The sequence below is a fragment of the Thauera sp. WH-1 genome (genome assembly GCF_047806685.1).
Lineage (GTDB): Bacteria > Pseudomonadota > Gammaproteobacteria > Burkholderiales > Rhodocyclaceae > Thauera.
This window is the reverse complement of sequence record NZ_JBLQGP010000004.1, coordinates 114,946-134,348: the sequence shown is the minus strand read 5'-3', so window position 1 is coordinate 134,348 and position 19,403 is coordinate 114,946. Positions and strand designations below refer to the sequence as shown.

The 19,403-nt window shown below is 68.6% G+C and carries 21 protein-coding genes and 1 tRNA gene; 11 read left to right on the top strand and 11 right to left on the bottom strand.

The annotated features are described in order from the left end of the window. The first annotated feature begins 5 nt into the window (after window positions 1–5). The 11 genes from ACMV5O_RS06225 (at window position 6) to ACMV5O_RS06175 (ending at window position 8,493) form a co-directional block, all read left to right on the top strand. On the top strand, window positions 6–419 hold the full coding sequence (locus ACMV5O_RS06225; RefSeq protein ID WP_416162685.1) for an ExbD/TolR family protein: 414 nt from the start codon (window positions 6–8) through the stop codon (window positions 417–419). Next, window positions 416–1,369 (top strand): energy transducer TonB, encoded by a 954-nt coding sequence (locus ACMV5O_RS06220; protein WP_416162684.1) that lies wholly within the window; start codon window positions 416–418, stop codon window positions 1,367–1,369. The genes ACMV5O_RS06225 and ACMV5O_RS06220 overlap by 4 nt, the downstream gene beginning before the upstream one ends. Window positions 1,370–1,408: 39 nt before the next feature. Further along, the gene (gene tolB, locus ACMV5O_RS06215; protein ID WP_416162683.1) at window positions 1,409–2,686 is read left to right on the top strand and encodes a Tol-Pal system beta propeller repeat protein TolB; all 1,278 of its coding nucleotides are present in this window, start codon (window positions 1,409–1,411) and stop codon (window positions 2,684–2,686) included. Between the two features lie 66 nt (window positions 2,687–2,752). Then, window positions 2,753–3,268, top strand: a complete 516-nt coding sequence (pal, locus tag ACMV5O_RS06210; RefSeq protein WP_416162682.1) for a peptidoglycan-associated lipoprotein Pal — start codon at window positions 2,753–2,755, stop codon at window positions 3,266–3,268. A 1-nt stretch (window position 3,269) separates the two neighbouring features. Further along, entirely contained in the window at window positions 3,270–3,989 is a 720-nt protein-coding gene (ybgF, locus tag ACMV5O_RS06205; protein ID WP_416162681.1) for a tol-pal system protein YbgF, read from the top strand. A gap of 4 nt (window positions 3,990–3,993) precedes the next feature. Then, the gene (queE, locus tag ACMV5O_RS06200; RefSeq protein WP_416162680.1) at window positions 3,994–4,665 is read left to right on the top strand and encodes a 7-carboxy-7-deazaguanine synthase QueE; all 672 of its coding nucleotides are present in this window, start codon (window positions 3,994–3,996) and stop codon (window positions 4,663–4,665) included. 35 nt (window positions 4,666–4,700) lie between these two features. Further along, window positions 4,701–5,393, top strand: coding sequence for a 7-cyano-7-deazaguanine synthase QueC (gene queC / locus ACMV5O_RS06195; protein ID WP_416162679.1), 693 nt, complete (start codon window positions 4,701–4,703; stop codon window positions 5,391–5,393). Between the two features lie 67 nt (window positions 5,394–5,460). Continuing rightward, window positions 5,461–6,570 (top strand): YeeE/YedE family protein, encoded by a 1,110-nt coding sequence (locus tag ACMV5O_RS06190; RefSeq protein WP_416162678.1) that lies wholly within the window; start codon window positions 5,461–5,463, stop codon window positions 6,568–6,570. A gap of 74 nt (window positions 6,571–6,644) precedes the next feature. After that, window positions 6,645–6,720: transfer RNA gene (locus tag ACMV5O_RS06185), tRNA-Lys, on the top strand. Between the two features lie 453 nt (window positions 6,721–7,173). Next, the gene (gene infA / locus ACMV5O_RS06180) at window positions 7,174–7,440 is read left to right on the top strand and encodes a translation initiation factor IF-1 (protein ID WP_416162677.1); all 267 of its coding nucleotides are present in this window, start codon (window positions 7,174–7,176) and stop codon (window positions 7,438–7,440) included. A 162-nt stretch (window positions 7,441–7,602) separates the two neighbouring features. After that, the gene (locus ACMV5O_RS06175; protein ID WP_416162676.1) at window positions 7,603–8,493 is read left to right on the top strand and encodes a dienelactone hydrolase family protein; all 891 of its coding nucleotides are present in this window, start codon (window positions 7,603–7,605) and stop codon (window positions 8,491–8,493) included. Between the two features lie 274 nt (window positions 8,494–8,767). Here the strand turns inward: ACMV5O_RS06175 and ACMV5O_RS06170 are convergent, their stop codons facing one another. From ACMV5O_RS06170 to ACMV5O_RS06120, 11 genes are all read right to left on the bottom strand, one after another. Continuing rightward, window positions 8,768–9,331: a Gx transporter family protein gene (locus ACMV5O_RS06170; protein WP_416162675.1), complete on the bottom strand. Its 564-nt coding sequence runs from the start codon at window positions 9,329–9,331 to the stop codon at window positions 8,768–8,770. Then, a complete protein-coding gene (locus ACMV5O_RS06165; RefSeq protein WP_416162674.1) occupies window positions 9,312–9,701 on the bottom strand; it encodes a NusG domain II-containing protein in 390 nt (129 codons plus the stop codon). Before ACMV5O_RS06165 ends, ACMV5O_RS06170 begins: the two co-directional genes overlap by 20 nt. Further along, entirely contained in the window at window positions 9,698–10,618 is a 921-nt protein-coding gene (gene rapZ / locus ACMV5O_RS06160) for an RNase adapter RapZ (protein WP_416162673.1), read from the bottom strand. The genes ACMV5O_RS06165 and rapZ overlap by 4 nt, the downstream gene beginning before the upstream one ends. Before the next feature lie 72 nt (window positions 10,619–10,690). After that, window positions 10,691–12,145 carry an alanine/glycine:cation symporter family protein gene (locus tag ACMV5O_RS06155; protein ID WP_416162672.1) on the bottom strand — a complete coding sequence of 485 codons (1,455 nt, stop codon included), beginning with the start codon at window positions 12,143–12,145 and terminating at the stop codon, window positions 10,691–10,693. A 90-nt stretch (window positions 12,146–12,235) separates the two neighbouring features. Further along, a complete protein-coding gene (locus ACMV5O_RS06150) occupies window positions 12,236–13,156 on the bottom strand; it encodes an MBL fold metallo-hydrolase (RefSeq protein WP_416162671.1) in 921 nt (306 codons plus the stop codon). After that, window positions 13,153–13,350 carry a DUF1289 domain-containing protein gene (locus tag ACMV5O_RS06145; protein ID WP_416162670.1) on the bottom strand — a complete coding sequence of 66 codons (198 nt, stop codon included), beginning with the start codon at window positions 13,348–13,350 and terminating at the stop codon, window positions 13,153–13,155. The genes ACMV5O_RS06150 and ACMV5O_RS06145 overlap by 4 nt, the downstream gene beginning before the upstream one ends. Beyond that, window positions 13,347–13,547 (bottom strand): DUF1289 domain-containing protein, encoded by a 201-nt coding sequence (locus tag ACMV5O_RS06140; RefSeq protein WP_416162669.1) that lies wholly within the window; start codon window positions 13,545–13,547, stop codon window positions 13,347–13,349. Before ACMV5O_RS06140 ends, ACMV5O_RS06145 begins: the two co-directional genes overlap by 4 nt. 112 nt (window positions 13,548–13,659) lie before the next feature. After that, complete coding sequence (locus ACMV5O_RS06135) at window positions 13,660–14,595, bottom strand: hydroxymethylglutaryl-CoA lyase (protein ID WP_416162668.1); 936 nt, start codon at window positions 14,593–14,595, stop codon at window positions 13,660–13,662. A gap of 94 nt (window positions 14,596–14,689) precedes the next feature. Next, on the bottom strand, window positions 14,690–16,381 hold the full coding sequence (locus ACMV5O_RS06130) for an AMP-binding protein (RefSeq protein ID WP_416162667.1): 1,692 nt from the start codon (window positions 16,379–16,381) through the stop codon (window positions 14,690–14,692). A gap of 92 nt (window positions 16,382–16,473) precedes the next feature. Further along, window positions 16,474–18,474 carry an acetyl-CoA carboxylase biotin carboxylase subunit gene (locus tag ACMV5O_RS06125; RefSeq protein ID WP_416162666.1) on the bottom strand — a complete coding sequence of 667 codons (2,001 nt, stop codon included), beginning with the start codon at window positions 18,472–18,474 and terminating at the stop codon, window positions 16,474–16,476. A 129-nt stretch (window positions 18,475–18,603) separates the two neighbouring features. After that, entirely contained in the window at window positions 18,604–19,386 is a 783-nt protein-coding gene (locus ACMV5O_RS06120) for an enoyl-CoA hydratase/isomerase family protein (protein ID WP_416162665.1), read from the bottom strand. Window positions 19,387–19,403 lie beyond the last annotated feature (17 nt).

Here is a 19,403-nt window from a genome sequence, read left to right as displayed (position 1 = left end):
CCGCCATGCGCCAACGCCGCCTGATGAACCAGATCAACGTCGTCCCCTATATCGACGTCATGCTGGTGCTGCTGGTGATCTTCATGGTCACCGCGCCGATGGTCCAGACCGGCAACATCAACGTGCCCTCCGCGGCGCCGGTCGCCGCGCCCCTGAGCGAGGCCGTGGTGATCCAGGTCGACGACAAGGGCGCCTATTCGATCATCCGCCAGACCGGCGCGCAGCCCGAGGACATTCCCGCCGTGCGCCTGCAGACCACCCTCGCAGACCTGCTCGCGCAGAACCCGGAGCAGACCTTCCTCGTCGCCGCCCACCGCAGCCTCAACTACCAGCAGGTCATCGACGTGCTCGAGACCGCACGCCTGGCCGGCGTGCAGAAGATCAGCCTGCAGACGCAGTCCGGTGGCAGCAGCCGATGAACGAGCGCGTGACCCGCACTCGCGAGCTCCCCGGGAAGTGGGCCTCGCTCGGTCTGACGATCGCGGTCCACCTCGGCCTCGCACTGTTCCTGTTCTTCGGCGTGCGCTGGCAGAGCAGCCCCCCGGCCGCGCTCGAGGTCCAGCTTGCAGCGGCGCCGAGCACGACGCCCGCGCCGCCGAAGCCGCAACCCGCGCCCAGGCCGGAACCGCCCAAGCCCCAGCCTGCCCCTGAGCCGCCAAGGCCGCAGCCCGCGCCAGAGCCGCCCAAGCCGCAGCCGCGCCCCGAACCGCCGAAGCCCGAGCCGCCGAAGGCGGCGCCCGCGCCGGCGCCGAAGCCGGAGATCGCGACCAAGGCGCCCGAAAAGAAGCCGGAGCCGCCCAAGCCTGCGCCCAAACCCGAACCCAAGCCTGAGCCCAAGCCCGCCCCGAAACCGGAGCCCAAGCCAGCGCCCAAGCCCGAGCCCAAGCCCAAGCCAGCGCCGAAACCTGAACCCAAACCCGAGCCCAAGCCGCAGCCGAAGCCCGAACCCAAGCCTGCCCCGAAACCCGAGCCCAAGCCGGCACAGGACGACTACATGGCGCAGCGCCTGGCGCAGGAAACGCGGCGCGCCGAGGAGGCGCGCCTGGACAACCTGCTGCGCCAGGAGGGCGCCCGCGCCGCCGCAGCGGGTGACGTCGATCGCTACCGCAACGCCATCGCCACCAAGGTGCGCGGCAATCTGCTGCGCCCGCCCGGCCTGGCCGGAAACCCGGAGGCGATCTTCGAGGTCGACCAGCTCCCCAGCGGCGAGGTGCTCAACGTGCGCCTGAAACGTTCATCCGGCGTCCCCGCACTGGACGATGCGATCGAACGTGCCATCCGGCGTTCCAGCCCGCTGCCGCTACCCGAGAACCGAAGCCTGTTCCAGCGCACGCTGGAACTGAAATTCCGCCCGCTGGCGGAAGATTGAGCCTGCCATGTCTATAATCCGCGGCTGGAGAACGCCCGCATGACCAAGATCCTCGCTGCCATCCGCTATTTCATCGCCACCGCGCTGGCGGGCCTCGCCCTGGCGGCGCAGGCCCAGCTTTCAATCGAGATCACCGGCGCGGGCGCCTCGCGTTTCCCGGTCATCATCCCGATCTTCGAGAACGAAGGCCGCCTGCCGCAAAGCGTGACCGACGTGGTGCGCGCCGACCTCGAGCGCAGCGGCCTGTTCAGCCTCGTCGACATGGGCCCGCTGCCCTTGCCCGAGTCGGTCATGCCCGACCTCGCCGCGGTCCGCGCGCGAGGCGCCGACGCGGTCCTGACCGGCAGCTTGATTCCGATGTCGGACGGTCGCTACGAGGTGCGCTTCCGCCTCTTCGATGCGCAGAAACAGCTCGAGCTCGGCGCGATGGCGCTGCCGATGAGCCCGGCCCAGAACCGCATCGTCGGCCATCGGATCGCCGACTTCGTCTACGAGAAACTCACCGGTCTGCCCGGCTACTTCGCCACCCGGATCGCCTACGTGATCAAGGCCGGGCCGAACTTCGAGCTGCAGGTCGCCGACGCCGACGGCATGAACGCCGCCACCGCGCTGCGCTCGCGCGAGCCGATCATCTCGCCCGCCTGGTCGCCCGACGGCCAGAGCCTGGCCTACGTCTCCTTCGAGCAAAAGAAGCCGATCGTCTATGTGCACACGCTCGCCACCGGCCAGCGCCGCGTGGTCGCCAACTTCAAGGGCTCCAACTCGGCACCGACCTGGTCGCCCGACGGCAGCCAGCTGGCGGTCGTGCTGACCAAGGACGGCCAGTCGCAAATCTACGCCATCAGTGCCGACGGCTCCGGCGTGCGCCGCCTGGCCCAATCTGCGGGCATCGACACCGAGCCCTTCTGGGGCAGTGACGGGCACATCTACTTCACGTCCGATCGCGGCGGCAGTCCGCAGATCTACCGCATCCCGGCCAGCGGCGGCAGCGCCCAGCGGGTGAGCTTCGAAGGCAACTACAACGTCTCGCCCCGCCTGTCGGGCGACGGCAAGCTGCTCGCCTTCGTCACCCGCAACGCCGGCCGCTTCCAGGTGGCGGTGCAGGACCTCGCCACCCGGCAGACCACGATCCTCACCGATTCGGCACGCGACGAATCGCCCAGCTTCGCTCCCAACGGCCGCATGATCCTGTACGCCACCGACAGCGGTGGACGCGGTGTGCTGTCGGCGGTGTCGACGGACGGGCGCATCCGCCAGCGACTGACGGTGCAGGCTGCGGATGTCCGCGAGCCCGCCTGGGGCCCGCAGATCCGGTAATCAAAACGCGGCGTAAACGTCGCATCATTCATCTGCTGTCCTTCAATACAAATCCTGGAGCACTACATGAAGAAACTCATTGTCCCCGCCCTGCTCGCCATGATGCTCGCAGCCTGCTCGAGCACCGGCCCGGACGCCACCGGCGCTGCGGTCGAGGACCGCTCGGGTGCCGGTGTCGCCACCGTCACCGCTCCCGGCGCCAGCGGCACCGGCATTGCCGCGCTGACCGACCCCAACAACATCCTGTCCAAGCGCAGCGTGTTCTTCGACTTCGACAGCTTCGTCATCAAGCCCGAAGCCCGCCCGCTGGTCGAGGCCCATGCCCGCTTCCTGGTGCAGAACCCGCAGATGCGCATGCTCATCCAGGGCAACACCGACGAACGCGGCAGCCGCGAGTACAACCTCGCGCTGGGCCAGAAGCGCGCCGACGTCGTGCGTCAGGCCCTGATGCTGCTGGGCGCGAGCGAGTCGCAGATCGAGTCGGTGAGCCTGGGCGAAGAGAAGCCGCGTTGCGAAGACCGCACCGAGGCCTGCTACGCCGAGAACCGTCGCGGCGACATGCTCTACTCCGGCGAGTTCTAAAATGAAGCGCCTTCTGCCGCTCGCGACGCTCATCGTCCTGACTTCGGCGGGCAGTGCTCACGCCCAGTTGTTCGGCGGCGACACCGAGGCCCGTAACCAGATCATCCAGTTGCGCCAGGATCTCCAGGGCCAGCTCGAGACCACCAGCCGTGGGCAGCTCGAGCTCGCCATGCAGAACGAGCAGTTGCGTGCCGAAGTGGCGCGCCTGCGTGGCCAGATCGAGCTTCTGATGAACGAGGTCGAGACCCTGAAGCAGCGGCAGAGGGATTTCTACGTCGACCTGGACACGCGCCTGCGCCAGATCGAGACCGGCGGCGCCGCCCCCAGGGCGGCGGCCGCCGGCGACCCCGCAGCCGAGTCGGCCGACTACCAGGCCGCACTGAACCTGCTCAAGGACGGCAAGCAGACCGAAGCGCTTGCCGCCTTCGAAACCTTCGTCGGCCGCTACCCGGCCGGCAGCTTCACCGCGGGCGCCCATTTCTGGGCCGGTAACGCGGCACTGCAGGCGCGCGATGTCGCCAGCGCGACCAAGCATTTCAATGCCGTGCTGCAGAAGTGGCCCGACGACGACGTCGCGCCCGACGCCATGCTCGGCCTCGCCAACAGCCAGCAGGCCCTCGGCGACGCCGCGGCCACGCGCCGCACCCTGCAGGCGCTGACCGAACGTTATCCGCAGAGCAACGCCGCCCAGGTCGCGCGCCAGCGCCTGGCTGCGCGCTGAGGCGATGTCGGCACACGAGCCGCGGACGGCCGCGACCGTCCGCCTGCGCATCACCGAGATCTTCGCCTCCGTACAGGGCGAATCGAGCCGGGTGGGCCTGCCCACCGTGTTCGTCCGCCTCACCGGCTGCCCTCTGCGCTGCACCTGGTGTGACACCGCCTATGCCTTCAGCGGCGGCCAGATGCGCACCCTCGACGAGATCCTCGCCGAGGTCGCCAGCCACGGCCTGCAGCACGTGTGCGTGACCGGCGGCGAACCGCTCGCGCAGAAGGCCTGCCTGAGCCTGCTCACGGCCCTGTGCGATGCCGGCCATTCGGTGTCGCTCGAGACCAGCGGCGCGCTCGATATTGGCGGGGTGGACCCGCGCGTGTCGCGCATCATGGATCTCAAGGCCCCGGGATCAGGCGAAGCGGACAAGAACCGCCTGGACAACCTCGCCCTGCTCAATCCACACGACGAGCTCAAGATCGTGCTCGCCGACGCCGCCGACTATGCGTGGGCGCGACAACAGATCGCCACCCATCACCTCCACGAGCGCTGCAGCGTGCTGCTGTCACCGGTCGCCGACGAGCTTGACCCCACCACGCTCGCCGAATGGATCGTGCGCGATCGCCTGCCGGTGCGCTTCCAGCTCCAGCTGCACAAGGTGCTGTGGAACGACGCCCGCGGGCGCTGACAGCCTCTCGCCCTCACATCCCGAGCACCTGCCTCATGACCACTCCTCCCCGCGCCGTCGTGCTGCTGTCCGGTGGCCTCGATTCCGCCACCTGCCTCGCCATTGCGCGTGACATGGGCTTCGAAACCTATGCGCTGTCGGTCTCCTACGGCCAGCGTCACGCGGCCGAACTCAGCGCCTCGAAGCGCGTGGCCGAGGCGCTCGGCGCGCGCGAGCATCGTGTGGCGCAAGTGAACCTGGGCCAGTTCGGCGGCTCCGCGCTCACCGATCCGGGCATCGCCGTCCCCGAGAACGAGGACAACACGGGCATCCCGGTCACCTACGTGCCGGCACGCAACACCGTGATGCTGTCGATCGCCCTCGCGTGGGCGGAGGTCCTCGAGGCCAACGACATCTTCGTCGGCGTCAACGCGGTCGACTACTCCGGCTACCCCGACTGCCGGCCGGCCTTCATCCAGGCCTTCGAGACCATGGCCAACCTCGCCACCAAGGTCGGTGTCGAGGGCGCCCACCTGCGCATCCACGCCCCCCTGATCGCGCTGTCCAAGGCCGACATCATCCGTCGCGGCATCGCCCTCGGCGTCGACTATGGCCTCACGGTCACCTGCTATCAGGCCGATGACGGCGGTCGCGCCTGCGGCCGTTGCGAAGCCTGCCGCCTGCGCGCCGCCGGATTCTCGGCTGCCGGCGTGCCCGACCCGACCCCCTACCAGCCCCGCCCGCACTGAGCCTGGCGCCGTCTGCGACGCCCTTTTTGGTTAGAATTCGGCCTCCCTTCGTCGCCGCCCAACCATCATGGAAGAATCTCTGGTCTCCGCCTCGACCATCGTCTGGCTCGCCTTCGCCGTGGGCGGCGTGTTCGGCTTCGTCGCCAACCGCACGAACTTCTGCACAATGGGCGCGGTGTCCGACATTGTGAACATGGGCGACTGGAACCGCATGCGGATGTGGGCGCTCGCCATCGCCACCGCCATCCTGGGCACCGCCGCGCTGCAATGGCTGGGCCTGTTCGACGCGTCAAAATCGATCTATACCGGCGCCCGCCTGACCTGGTTCTCCCACCTGCTGGGCGGCCTGTGCTTCGGCATCGGCATGACGCTGGCCTCGGGCTGCGGCAGCAAGACCCTGATCCGCATAGGCGGCGGCAACCTGAAGTCGATCGTCGTCTTCGTCTTCCTCGCCATCGGCGCCTACATGACGATGCGCGGGCTGTTCGGTGTCTGGCGCGTACGCCACCTCGACCCCCTCGCCAGCGAACTGCCCCACGGCCAGGACCTGCCCGCCTTCCTCGGCGCGGCCACCGGCATGGCCCCCGGCAGCGCCCTGCTCGTGACGGCGCTGGCGTTCGGCGGCGGACTGCTGCTGTGGTCGCTCGCCCGTCGCGAGGCCTGGCGCAGCGACGTTCTCCTCGGCGGTGTCGTCGTCGGCGCCACGGTGGTCGCAGGCTGGTACGTCTCGGCCCACATCGGCTACGTCGCCGAGCACCCCGAGACCCTCGAAGAAGCTTTCATCGCGACCAATAGCGGCCGCGCCGAGTCGCTCACCTTCGTCGCACCCGTGGCCTACACGCTCGAACTGCTGCTGCTGTGGAGCGACACCAGCCGGGTGGTCACCTTCGGCATCGCCAGCGCGCTCGGCGTCATCGCCGGCTCGGCCGCCTACGCGGTAGCAAGCCGCAGCTTTCGCATCGAGAGCTTTCGCGACGCCGGCGACCTCGTACGCCACATGGCGGGCGGCCTGCTGATGGGTTTCGGCGGCGTCACCGCCCTGGGCTGCACCATCGGCCAGGGCATCACCGGCCTGTCCACCTTGGCGCTCGGTTCGATCCTGACCACCCTGGCCATCATCATCGGCTCGGCGATCACGATGAAGATCCAGTACTGGCTGATGATGCGCGGAGCCTGACAGCGCCGCCGCGCGCTTGCGCATGAGCACTTGACGGATAGTCGCGTGCTTACTAAAATTCGCCCTCGCTTTTCGGGTCGTTAGCTCAGTTGGTAGAGCAGCGGACTTTTAATCCGTTGGTCGCTGGTTCGAGCCCAGCACGGCCTACCAGAAAACAGGAAAATGCCCCGGCTCCGCTCGGGGCGTTTTCATTTGCGCGCAAATGTGCCCACTGCGCCGGCAGAATAGCCTGCGACATGGACCTCGGCGTCCAAATCGCGTATAGTTTCGCATTAGCTTTTTGCCGATTTTGAATTTAAATATTTAATTCGGCAACCAGCGGTTCAGTGACAGCAAGCCTTCGCCGGCCTCGGACCACTTCGTTCCTTGCCCGGCGACGTGTCCCTGACCCCGCCTCAGGCGCTCGCCCCCAATCCTGCCTTCGCGCTGGCAGGGTTTTCGATGCGAGTCCCATCGACCGGTCCGCCGAACATCGTGCCGATTTCTCCAGGCCATCGCCGCACATCGCGCGCTTCGCCCTGGTCCCTGATTCGCTCCCGGCGGAGGCGAGTCCGACTGGCTCTGCCCCTCGCGCAGTGCCGGCACAATGACAAGGAGCCGACCATGGCCAAGGAAGAACTCATCGAAATGCAAGGATCCGTCACCGAGGTGCTGCCCGACGGCCGCTACCGCGTGACGCTCGACAACGGTCACAACCTGATCGCCTACTCCGGCGGCAAGATGCGCAAGCACCACATCCGCATCATCGCTGGCGACAACGTGTCGCTTGAGATGTCGCCCTACGACCTGAGCAAGGGCCGCATCACCTTCCGCCACCTGCCGGGACGCCCCGCCGGCGCCAGCGCGGCCCCCGCCCAACGTCGTCGCTGAGTCCGCGCTGCGCTGCATTCCGGGCTGCGCGCTGCATGCCGCAAATCACGGCGTGCGGCGGAACCCGCTGAGAGAAGCGGCGGTCTGCATGATGGCTCCGCGTGCGCGCAACGCGCGCGGACCTGCATTGGCCATTCACCCACCACGCAGGAGACAGACCTCATGACCGCACCCGACACGCTCTCAAGTCGCCAGGACTTCGACAGCCTGCTGCCCGCTGCCCGGCTCGATCGCCGCGGCTTCGTCACCACGCTCGTTGCCGCCGGATTCGCACTGGCGGTGCAGCCCGTTCAGGCCAGCACGATGATCACCACCGAGAGCAGCGGCCTCGCCACCGGCGAAGCCACCATCGACGTCAGCGGAGACAGCCTCCCGGTGTACTTCGCGCGCCCGGAAAATGCCGCGGGCAAGCTGCCCGTCGTGCTCGTCGTGCAGGAAATCTTTGGCGTGCACGAACACATCCGCGACGTCTGCCGGCGCCTGGCACACCAGGGTTATCTCGCGGTCGCACCAGAGCTGTTCTTCCGTCAGGGTGACCCGAGCAAGCTCGAGAACGTGGGCGAGATCATCCAGAGCATCGTCTCCAAGGTGCCCGATGCGCAAGTCATGGCCGATCTCGACGCCTGCGCAGCCTGGGCGGTCTCTGCCCAGGGCGGCGACCCGGACTGGCTGGCCATCACGGGCTTCTGCTGGGGCGGGCGCATCACCTGGCTGTACGCCGCGCACAACCCGAAGCTGACAGCCGGCGTGGCCTGGTACGGCCGCCTCGATGGCGCCCCGTCGGAGAACACCCCGCAGCACCCAATCGATGTCGCCGACCAGCTGCATGCGCCGGTGCTGGGGCTGTACGGCGGCCAGGACCAGGGCATTCCGCTCGACGATGTGCGGATGAAGCAGGAGGCGCTGGAGAAAGCCGGCAGTGCGAGCATGATTCACGTCTACCCAGACGCGCCGCATGCCTTCCACGCCGATTACCGGCCGAGCTACCGCAAGGACGAAGCCGAAGACGGCTGGAAGCGGTTGCTGGACTGGTTCGCCAGCCGCCGCGCCTGAGCACTCGATGCGGGGGGCGGCAGGCATGGCCGCCCTACGGCCTTCAAGGCCGCGTCATTCAGGCCCGCCACGCACTCAGGCCGGTCGGCGGCCCGGGCGGCATGCACCAGCCCCGATCCTGCCACCCAACCAAAGGCGAGCCCGCACAACGTTGCGAGCAGCGCACTCAGCCATCGCCACCAAGCTCTCGGCATGTCTCCTCCGCGCCTTTTGTGTTGTGCCTGCATCAGGCATCGACGCGTGGTTGGACGTCAGCGCCCTGACTGCGTTCCGACTATTTTGCCGCGCCCTTGCCGTCTGGGCTGCCCTCGCCCTTCGGCAGCGGGCCGAGCTCGCCGAGCAGGCGGGCGGCAACCAGGCCATTGACGAGACCGAACACGACCGCCGCCAGCGCAAACACCGGCAGCAGGTAGAACACGCCATCGTGCGGCACCAGCCATAGCCGTGCCACCACCAGTTGCGCGCCGATGTGGGCGAAGGCGGCCAGAATGCTCTGGCTCACCGGCCCGAACCAGCGCCGCGGCAAATGCATCGCCAGCCCCAACACGAGCAGGCTGGCGACCGCGCCCGACAGGCTGAGAAAGAAGCCGGGCGCGAGAAACTGACCGAGCAGCAGGCTGCCCGCGAGCACGCGTAGCAGCGACACCCACACCGCCTCGCGCCAGCCCCAGCGGGCCAGCACGACAAGCGTGACGATGTTGGCCAGCCCCGGCTTGACCCCCGGCAGCGGCAGCGGGATGGCCGCTTCGGCCACGGTCAGCACGATCGCCGCGGCCGCATGGCGGGCGATGCGGCGGTCCTCGACCGTCGGCGTCAGTTCAATAGTTGAGCGAGTCATAGTTCGCCGCACGTCCGGTGAGACTGAGGCTGACCTCATTCGGGGCGCAGATCGCCACCGCGCCGGCCTGAGTCAGCCATCCCTGACGCACGCAGTACTGCCGCGGCCCCGGATCGGAGGCCACGCGAGCGCGCCCGGGCTGGATCTCGATCCGGGTCACGCCCAGCGGGCCGGGCACCTCGATGAAGCGCTCGCGTGACAGGTCCACCTCAGCCACCACCTGGCCACCCGCGCGCACCACCGCGCCGTCGGGCGCCCCCCCCTGCCACAGGGCGCGCACTGCAAGGCCACAGAGCAACAGGCCGGCAAGCACGACCAGCACGTCACCGGGGCGCAGCAGCGCCCACCAGTCGCCAGGCCGGAACCTCACACGCTGCCGCCAGCGCCTTCGCCGACCCGGCGGCTTGCGACATCATCGATCCGGCCCGCCGCACGATCGGCCGCACGCCGCGCCGCCGAGCGATGACGCACAATGACCTCGACCTGGTCGCGAAACTGGTCGGCCAGCCACTCGGCCAGATAAACCGAGCGATGCTGGCCGCCGGTGCAACCGATGGCAACGGTGAGATAGCTGCGATTGTCGCGCAGATAGGCCGGCAGCCAGTCGGCGACGAAGCGATGGATGTCGCGCGCCATGCGCCTGACCTCGGGCAGCTTCTCCAGGAAGTCGATGACCGGCTGGTCGCGCCCGGTGAGCGGCCGCAGATTGGGGTCGTAGTGCGGGTTGGGCAGGCAGCGCACGTCGAAGACGAGGTCCGCATCGAGGGGGATGCCGTACTTGAAGCCGAAGGACTCGAACATCAGCGTCATGCCCTCGGCGGCCGGCATCTGGATGAAGTCCTTCACCCAGGCGCGCAGGGTGTTCGGATGCAGGTCGCTGGTGTCGATCCGGTGGCCAAGCGCGGCAATGCTCTCGAGCGCACCGCGCTCGCGCTGGATGGCCTCTTCGAGGCTGACATCGTCGATCGCCAGCGGATGGCGGCGGCGGGTCTCCGAAAAGCGGGCTATCAGCGCGTCGTCACGCGCCTCGAGGAAAATCACCCGCAGGTCGCGAACGGTGGCGCGCAAGGCCTCAACCTGCTGCGGCAGGGCCGCAATGCTGACCCCCGAGCGCATGTCCACCGCGACCGCCACCCGCCGCCAACCGGCACCACGCAGGTGGGCCACCAGTTGCGGCAGCAGGGCTGCAGGCAGGTTGTCGACGACGTAGTAGCCGGCATCCTCGAGCACGTTGAGCGCAATGCTCTTGCCCGATCCGGACAGCCCGCTGATGAGTACGATCTGCATGGTCCCCTACACGTAAAAAGCCCGCCGACACTATAGCGCAGCGTCGGCGGGCGAGGACCTGAAGCGGGTCAATCAGGCCTCGCGCTTGCTGCGCTCGGCGCGCTCCACCCACCAGTCGGCCTTCTCGATGCCCAGCGGGCGCGGATCGAAGTCAGGCACGACGCGGCCCTGGGCCTGCTGCGCCTCGTAGTCCTTGAGCGCGAGCAGCGCCGGCTTCTGCAGCACCAGGATGGCGACGATGTTGAGCCAGGCCATGATGCCGACGCCGATGTCGCCCATGCCCCAGGCGAGGTCGCTGGTGCGCACGCAGCCATACAGCGCCGAGCCGATCAGCGCCACGCGCAGCACGAAGATCAGGGCCTCGGAACGCAGGTTGCGGGTGAGGTAGGCGAGGTTCGTCTCCGCGATGTAGTAGTAGGCCAGCACCGTGGTGAAAGCGAAGAAGAACAGCGCCACCGCGACGAAGACCGCGCCGAAGCCTGGCAGTACGCTCTCCATGGCTGCCTGCGTGTAGCCCGTTCCCGCGGCGATGTTGGCGAGGCCGGTGAACACCGGTTGGCCGTCGGCGCCCATCACGTTGTAGGTGCCGGTGATCAGGATCATGAAGGCGGTCGCCGAACACACGAACAGGGTGTCGACATAGACCGAGAATGCCTGCACCAGACCCTGTGCCGCCGGATGCGGCACTTCGGCCGCGGCTGCAGCGTGCGGACCGGAGCCCTGGCCCGCCTCGTTCGAATACACGCCGCGCTTCACACCCCACTGGATCGCCAGGCCGATCATGGCGCCGAAGCCGGCCTCGAGGCCAAAGGCGGACGACAGGATCAGGCGGATGACCTCGGGCACCTTCTCGACGTTGAGCGCCACCACCACGGCCGCCGCCAGGATGTAGCCGAGGGCCATGAAGGGCACGACCACCTGGGTGACCTGGGCGATCCGGCGCACGCCACCGAAGATGATCAGGCCGAGCAGGATCACGATCACCGTGCCGGTCACCGCCGGCGCGATGCCGAAGGCGTTTTCCATGCCGGCCGCGATGCTGTTGGTCTGCACGCCGGGCAGCAGGATGCCGCACGCCAGCATCGTCGCCACCGCGAACACGATCGCATACACCCGCCAGCCCAGACCTTTCTCGATGTAGTAGGCCGGGCCACCACGGTACAAGCCATGATGCTCGACCTTGTAGATCTGACCGAGAGCGGACTCGATGTAGGCGGTCGCCGCCCCCAGAAAGGCCACCATCCACATCCAGAAGATGGCGCCCGGGCCGCCAAAGCCGATCGCGGTGGCGACGCCGGCGATGTTACCGGTGCCGACCCGGCCCGACAGCGCGAGGGTCAGCGCCTGAAAGGATGACACGCCGGCAGCCGAGCTCTTGCCGCGGAACATCGCCCGCACCATCTCGCCGAGATGGCGAACCTGCATGAAGCGGGTGCGGATCGAGAAGTACAGGCCTACCAGCAGGCACAGGTAGACGAGGGCGGGGCTCCACACCCAGCCGTTGATCCAGTCGACGGTCTCTTGCATGACGGCGTACCCGAAAAATTGTGGGCTTGATTGTATCTGCTTGTTGCAGGTCAATGACAAGGCTTTGGCTTTGCCGCCAGCATCACCGCCTCACGCAGCCAGCAGCGCAGGCCCTTGCCGCCGTGCCACCCCCGCCCGCTCGAGTTCCTTGACTAGCCATCCTGCCAGCGCGTCCGGGCTCAGCCCAAGGAAGCGTCGATTGGCTTCGCGGTACAGCGGGGTCTCGTCGAGGTGGCGCGGCAGTTCGTCGAGCGCCATGCTGCGCACGTCGAGCAGGCGGAAGGTGATGCAGGCGCGGATGGCGTTGCGCGCCATGCGCGCGCCGTCGGCCTCGAAGGCGCGCAGGCGGGCGAAGGCGCGCTCGAGCGCGTCGTCGAACTCGACGAAGGGGGCGCCGTGGCCGGGGATGACGACATCGACCGCGAGCCGGCCGATGCCCTCCAGCGTACGCCGCGCCTCGCCCAGGCCGTCGCCGGTGCCGAGCACGTCGGCGAACAGGATGCCGAAGCCGTCGCGCCACAGCGCATCGCCCGACATCAGGATGCGGCGCTCGGCGTTGTAGTAGGCGAGCGCGTCCATGTCGTGCCCGGGGGCGGCGATCGCCTGCCATTCGAGTTCGCCGGCGAGGAAGCGGTCACCGGGCGCGAGGGTGGCGTCGGCGTGAAAGCGCTCGCCGGCCTGGGCGGCGGTGGAGAGCAGCAGCGCCGCCTCGTCCCAGTGCGCCACCGCGCGCTCCATGCCGACCGGCACGGTGATGGTGCAGCCGAAGGCGCGCTGCACGCTCGCGTTGCCGCCGATGTGGTCGGAGTGCGAGTGGGTGTTGATCAGCCGCGTCAGGCGCCGTCCGCCGAGCGCGGTGCGCACCAGCGCCACCGTCTGCGGCGCGTGGCTGACGTAGCCGGAATCGACCAGCGCCGCCACGCCGCCGTCGAACAGCAGGACGTTGTTGGCCGACAGCCAGCCGCGCTCGAAGACCTCGATGGTGTCGGGCAGGCGGGGCCGCGCGCTCAATCGCTGCCCTCCCCGACCTGGGCGGCGACGTTGGCCGGTAACGGCGTGGGCTTGTCGTTCGCGGGCACCAGCGCCTCGGGCGGGGGCGCCACCGGCACGCCGTTGATCTCGTCCGCGGTGCGCCCGCAGCCGAGGCACACACCCGAATCCCAGTCGATCATGCACACGCCGACGCACAGCGCATCGCCACTCATGCGCGCGTCTCCACCGCGGGCACGGCCGCGTCCAGCCATTGGCGGCGTTCGGCGACCGCGGCAAGGATGGCACGGCGGTCCTCGTCGCTGGTCCGGCTCCAGCGCGTGATCTCCTCGATCGTGCGCTGGCAGCCTTCACACCAGCCCGTCTCCGGGCTCATGCGACAGATGTTGATGCAGGGGGAGGCAACACTCATGACGAAAATCTCTGTAGGGGCTGCGGGCGGCCCATGCGTGTGTGCCGCCTCGTGAAACTGAAACCGGATTATGAACCAGGCGGCGCGGATGCGCTCGGCCGCCCGCCCGGCTTCAGGCGCCGACGCCCTTGGCGCGCTTGGCCAGCACCGCACGCGCCACCCGCGAGGCCGGCTCGCGGCCGAGCTGGGCGCTGATCCAGGCTGCGGTATCGACCAGCGCATCGAGCTCGATACCGGTCCCGATGCCCAGCCCATGCAGCAACCAGACCACATCCTCGGTGGCGACGTTCCCCGAGGCGCCGGCGGCGTAGGGGCAACCACCGAGACCGCCGACCGAGGCATCGAACACCGCCACGCCCATCTGCAGCGAGGCAAAGACATTGGCCACCGCCATGCCGTAGGTGTCGTGGTAGTGGCCGGCGAGCTTGTCCACCGGCACGCGCCTCGCCACCGCCTCGAGCATGCGGGCGATACTGGCCGGCGTGCCGACGCCGATGGTGTCGCCCAGCGAGACCTCGTAGCAGCCCATCTCCATCAGCGTCGCCGCCACGTCCGCGACCGCCTGCGGCGCGATCGCGCCCTCGTAGGGGCAGCCGACCACGCAGGAGACGTAGCCGCGCACGCGCACCCCGGCCGCGTGCGCGGCCTCGGTGACGGGGCGGAAGCGTTCCAGCGACTCGGCGATCGAGCAGTTGATGTTCTTCTGGCTGAAGGACTCGGAGGCGGCGCCGAACACCGCGACCTCCTTGGCGCCGGCAGCAAGCGCGGCCTCGAAGCCCTTCAGGTTCGGCGTGAGTACCGGGTAGGCGACGCCGGCCGCGGCGTGCGCGAGCACGCGGGTGAGCACCTCACTGTTGTCGCCCATCTGCGGCACCCACTTGGGCGACACGAAGGAGGTCGTCTCGATCGCCTTCAGGCCGGCGCGCTCGAGGCGGCGCACGAGCTCGAGCTTGGTGTCGGTGGAGACGAGCTGCTTCTCGTTCTGCAGGCCGTCGCGCGGGCCCATCTCGACGATGCGGACGGCGGTGGGCAGGCTGGTGGTCGTCATGAATCGGTTTCCTGTCGAATGACGATCGCGACCGGCGCCCCCAGGGGGAGGAAACGGTCGCGATGCGGGTTGGCCTCGAGCGGGTGGACGGCGCTCAGGCGGTCTTCGCCTCATCGAGCCCGAGCTCTTCCTTCATCTTCTGGCGGATCAGGAACTTCTGGATCTTGCCGGTCACCGTCATCGGGAAGCTGTCGACGAAGCGGATGTAGCGCGGGATCTTGTAGTGCGCGATCTGGCCCTGGCAATAGGCGCGCACCTCGTCTTCAGAAAGGTGTTCGCCCTCGCGCAGAATGATCCAGGCGCACAGCTCCTCGCCGTACTTCTGGTCGGGGATGCCGACCACCTGGACGTCGAGCACCTTGGGATGGGCGTAGAGGAACTCCTCGATCTCGCGCGGGTAGATGTTCTCGCCGCCGCGGATCACCATGTCCTTGATGCGGCCGACGATGTTGCAGAAGCCCTCGTCATCGATCACCGCGAGGTCGCCGGTGTGCATCCAGCCGCCGGCGTCGATCGCCTCCTTCGTCTTGGCCTCGTCGCCCCAGTAGCCGAGCATTACCGAGTAGCCGCGGGTGCACAATTCGCCCGCCTGGCCGCGCGGCACGATGCGGCCTTCGGTGTCGACGATCTTCACTTCCAGATGCGGCTGGACGCGGCCCACGGTGGACACGCGGCGGTCCAGGGGATCGTCGGTGCCGCTCTGGAAGCTCACCGGCGAGGTCTCGGTCATGCCGTAGGCGATCGTCACCTCGGCCATGTTCATCTTGCCGATCACCCGCTTCATGACCTCGATCGGGCACGGGCTGCCGGCCATGATGCCGGTGCGCAGGCTGGAGAGATCGAACTCGGCGAAGCGCGGATGGTCGAGCGCGGCGATGAACATGGTCGGCACACCGTAGAGGGCGGTGCATTTCTCCTGCGCCACCGTCTCCAGCACCGCCAGCGGCTCGAAGGCCTCGGCCGGATACACCATGGTCGCGCCGTGGGTCAGGCAGCCGAGGTTGCCCATCACCATGCCGAAACAGTGGTACAGCGGCACCGGGATGCACAGGCGGTCGCCGGGCACGAGCTTGATCGCCTCGCCCACGAAGAAGCCGTTGTTGAGGATGTTGTGGTGCGACAGCGTCGCGCCCTTGGGGTGGCCGGTGGTGCCGGAGGTGAACTGGATGTTGATCGGGTCGTCGAACTGCAGCTTCTCGGACAGCACGGCGAGCGCGGTCAGCTCCTCGCGGCCGGGTGCGCGCAGCAGTTCGTCGAAGTTGAGCATGCCGGGCGAGGTGTCCGTGCCCATGCGGATCACCATCTCCAGGCTGGGCAGGCGGTGGCTGCGCAGCAGGCCGGGCTCGCAGTGGCCGAGCTCGGGGGCGAGGTCGGCGATCATCTCGAGGTAGTTGCTGGTCTTGAAGGCGGGCGACAGCACGAGCGCGCGGCAGCCGACCTTGTTGAGCGCGTACTCGAGCTCGGAGCGGCGGTAGGCGGGGTTGATGTTGACCAGCACCAGCCCGGCCTTGGCGGCGGCAAACTGGGTCAGCGCCCACTCCATGTTGTTCTGCGACCAGATGCCGATGCGCTCGCCCGGCGCGAGGCCGAGGCGCATCAGCCCGCAGGCGAGGGCGTCGACGCGGCTCTTCAGCTGCGCGTAGGTGAGGCGCACGTTCTGGTGGCGTACCACCAGGGCCTCGCGCTCGGCGTGGCGGGCGCAGGCCTCGTCGAAGAAGCGGCCGATGGTCTGGCCGATCAGCTCCCTGTCGGAGGCGCCGTGGACATAGCTCTGCGTACTGCTCATCAGGTTGTCTCTCCACTCCATGCAGGGCGCGCCGGCTCTTGCGGCCGGATCGCGCTCCGTTCCACCCAGTTCGTTCGTGACTTGCGCATCGCTCAGGCGGCGGCTTCGAATTCCACCAGCTCGGCGCCGTCGCCAACCTGGTCGCCGACGCCGAAGCGGAAGGCCTTGACCGTACCGGCCGCAGGCGCGGTGATGGTGTGCTCCATCTTCATCGCCTCCAGGATCAGCAGCGGCGCGCCCTTCTCCACCTTCGCGCCCTCGGCGGCGACCAACGCGATGACCTTGCCCGGCATCGGCGCCAGCAGGCCGCCTTCGGCGCCGCCACCCTCACCGCCGTGGTGCAGCGGATCGACCGCGGCGAGTTGCCAGGCGCGGCCCTTGGCGAAGACGTGACGGCGGCCGGCGGCGGCGATCACGGTGGCGTCCATGCGCGTGCCGTCGAGTTCCACGCGCAGCAGGCCGCGCGGGTTGAGTTCGCCGCGCGCCTCGACGCTGCGGCCATCGATCGTCAGCCGGTATGCGCCGGGCAGGTAGGCGACCTCGATTGCGCGGTCGGCCTCGCCATGGCGGAACAGCAAGGTGCGGCGCGCGGTGGCGTTCATGCGCCAGCCGTCGCGCGCATGCCAGGGCGAGCGCGCGTCCGCGGTGCGCTGGGCGCGCTTGTCGGCCAGCGCCGCCTCGCGCAGCAGCTCGGCGAGCGCAGCGATCTGGAAGACCTCGTCGGGCACACCCTCGTCAGCCGGGAACAGATAGGCCTTCTCGCGCTCGATCAGGCCGGTGTCGAGGTCGGCACCGGAAAACGCCGGGCAGGCAGTCAGGCGCGACAGGAACTCGATGTTGTTGGCCACGCCCACCACGCGGTAGTCGGCCAGCGCCTGCAGCATGCGGGCGAGCGCGCGGTCGCGGTTGATGTCCCACACGATCAGCTTGGCGATCATCGGGTCGTAGTGCGGGCTGATCTCGTCGCCCTCCTCGACGCCGGTGTCGACGCGCACGTGCAGGCTCTCGGCCGGCGGCGCAAGGTGCACCAGCTTGCCGGTGGAAGGCAGGAAACCCTTGGCCGGGTCCTCGGCGTAGATGCGCGCCTCCAGCGCGTGGCCGCGGATCGCGAGTTGCTCCTGCGCCAGCGGCAGTTTCTCGCCCGAGGCGACGCGCAGCTGCCATTCGACCAGGTCCAGCCCGGTGATCATCTCGGTGACCGGGTGCTCAACCTGCAGGCGAGTGTTCATCTCCATGAAGTAGAAGGAGCCGTCCTGGTTGGCGATGAACTCCACCGTGCCGGCGCCGACGTAGCCCACCGCCTTGGCGGCATCGACCGCAGCCTTGCCCATCGCCGCGCGGCGCTCGGGCGTCATGCCGGGCGCGGGCGCTTCTTCCAGCACCTTCTGGTGGCGGCGCTGCACCGAGCAGTCGCGCTCGAACAGGTACACCACGTTGCCGTGGGTGTCGCCGAAGACCTGGATCTCGATGTGGCGCGGCTTGGTGATGTACTTCTCGACCAGCACGTGGTCGTCGCCGAAGCTGGAGATCGCCTCGCGCTTGCACGAGGCCAGCAGGTCGATGAAGTCCTCGGAGCGCTCCACCAGACGCATGCCCTTGCCGCCGCCGCCGGCCGCGGCCTTGATCAGCACCGGGTAGCCGATCGCGTCGGCCTGCTGGTGCAGATATGCGGGCGCCTGGTCATCGCCGTGGTAGCCCGGGGTGAGCGGCACGCCGGCCGCTTCCATCAGCTTCTTGGCCTCGGACTTCGAGCCCATGGCGCGGATCGCCGACACCGGCGGGCCGATGAAGACGATGCCTTCGCGCTCGCAGGCGTGGCAGAAGTCCTCGTTCTCGGACAGGAAGCCGTAGCCGGGGTGGATGGCCTGGGCGCCGGTGGCCTTGGCCGCGGCGATGATCTTGTCGATCACCAGGTAGGACTCGCGCGCCGCCGCCGGGCCGAGCAGCACCGCCTCGTCGGCCAGGCGCACGTGACGGGCCTTGGCGTCGGCCTCGGAATACACCGCGACGGTCTTGATGCCCATGCGGCGGGCGGTCTTGATGACGCGGCAGGCGATTTCACCGCGGTTTGCGATCAGGATCTTGTCAAACATGATGTCTCCAAACCTTGTGTTCGTAGGGCGGGCCGTCAGGGCGATTCGGGGGTGTGCCCGCTCCCACGGCAAACAGGCGCTGCATCGATACGGGCGGACGTGTCGTTGGCGAGACACGCCCGCAGCCAACTAGGCAATCCAGGCCGCCGGGCGCTTGTCGAGGAAGGCGGCCAGCCCTTCCTTGGCCTCGGGCGTGGCACGCAGGCTGGCGATGCGGCGCGCGGTGTCTTCCACCACCGCGTCGCTCACCGGCCGGTTGGCCACCGCGCGGATCAGGTCCTTGGCCGCGGCCTGCGACTTCGGGCCGCCCTGCAGCAGGGCCTCGACCACTTCCTTGACCTTGGCATCCAGTTCCTCGGTGGCCACCGCCTCGTGCGCCAGACCCAGATCGGCCGCGCGTGCCGCGTTGATGCGCTCGGCGGTCTGGAAGTAGCGGTAGGCCTGGCGCTCGCCGATGGCGCGGATCACGTAGGGGCTGATCGCCGACGGGATGATCCCGAACTTGACCTCGGAGGTCGCGAACACCGCGCGGTCCCCGGCGATGCAGATGTCGCAGGCGCTCGCCAGCCCCATGCCGCCGCCCAGCGCCGCGCCATGCACGCGCGCGATGGTGGGCTTGTTCATCTCGGCCAGCGTGCGCAGCATGCCGGCGAGCTTCATCGCGTCGGCGAAGTTCTCCGCCTCGCTCGCCTCGCCGGCGGCCTTCATCCAGTTGAGGTCGGCGCCGGCGGAAAAGCTCTTTCCCCGCCCGGCCAGCACCACGGCGCGCACCGAATCATCGGCATCGAGCGCGATGCAGGCGGTCGTCAGGTCGGCGATCAGTTGCGCGTTGAAGGCGTTGTGCACGTCTGGACGGTTCATCCAGATCGTCGCCACGCCACCGTCGCGTTGAATCTCCAGTGTTTCGTACATCGTGTCTCCTCGCCTCA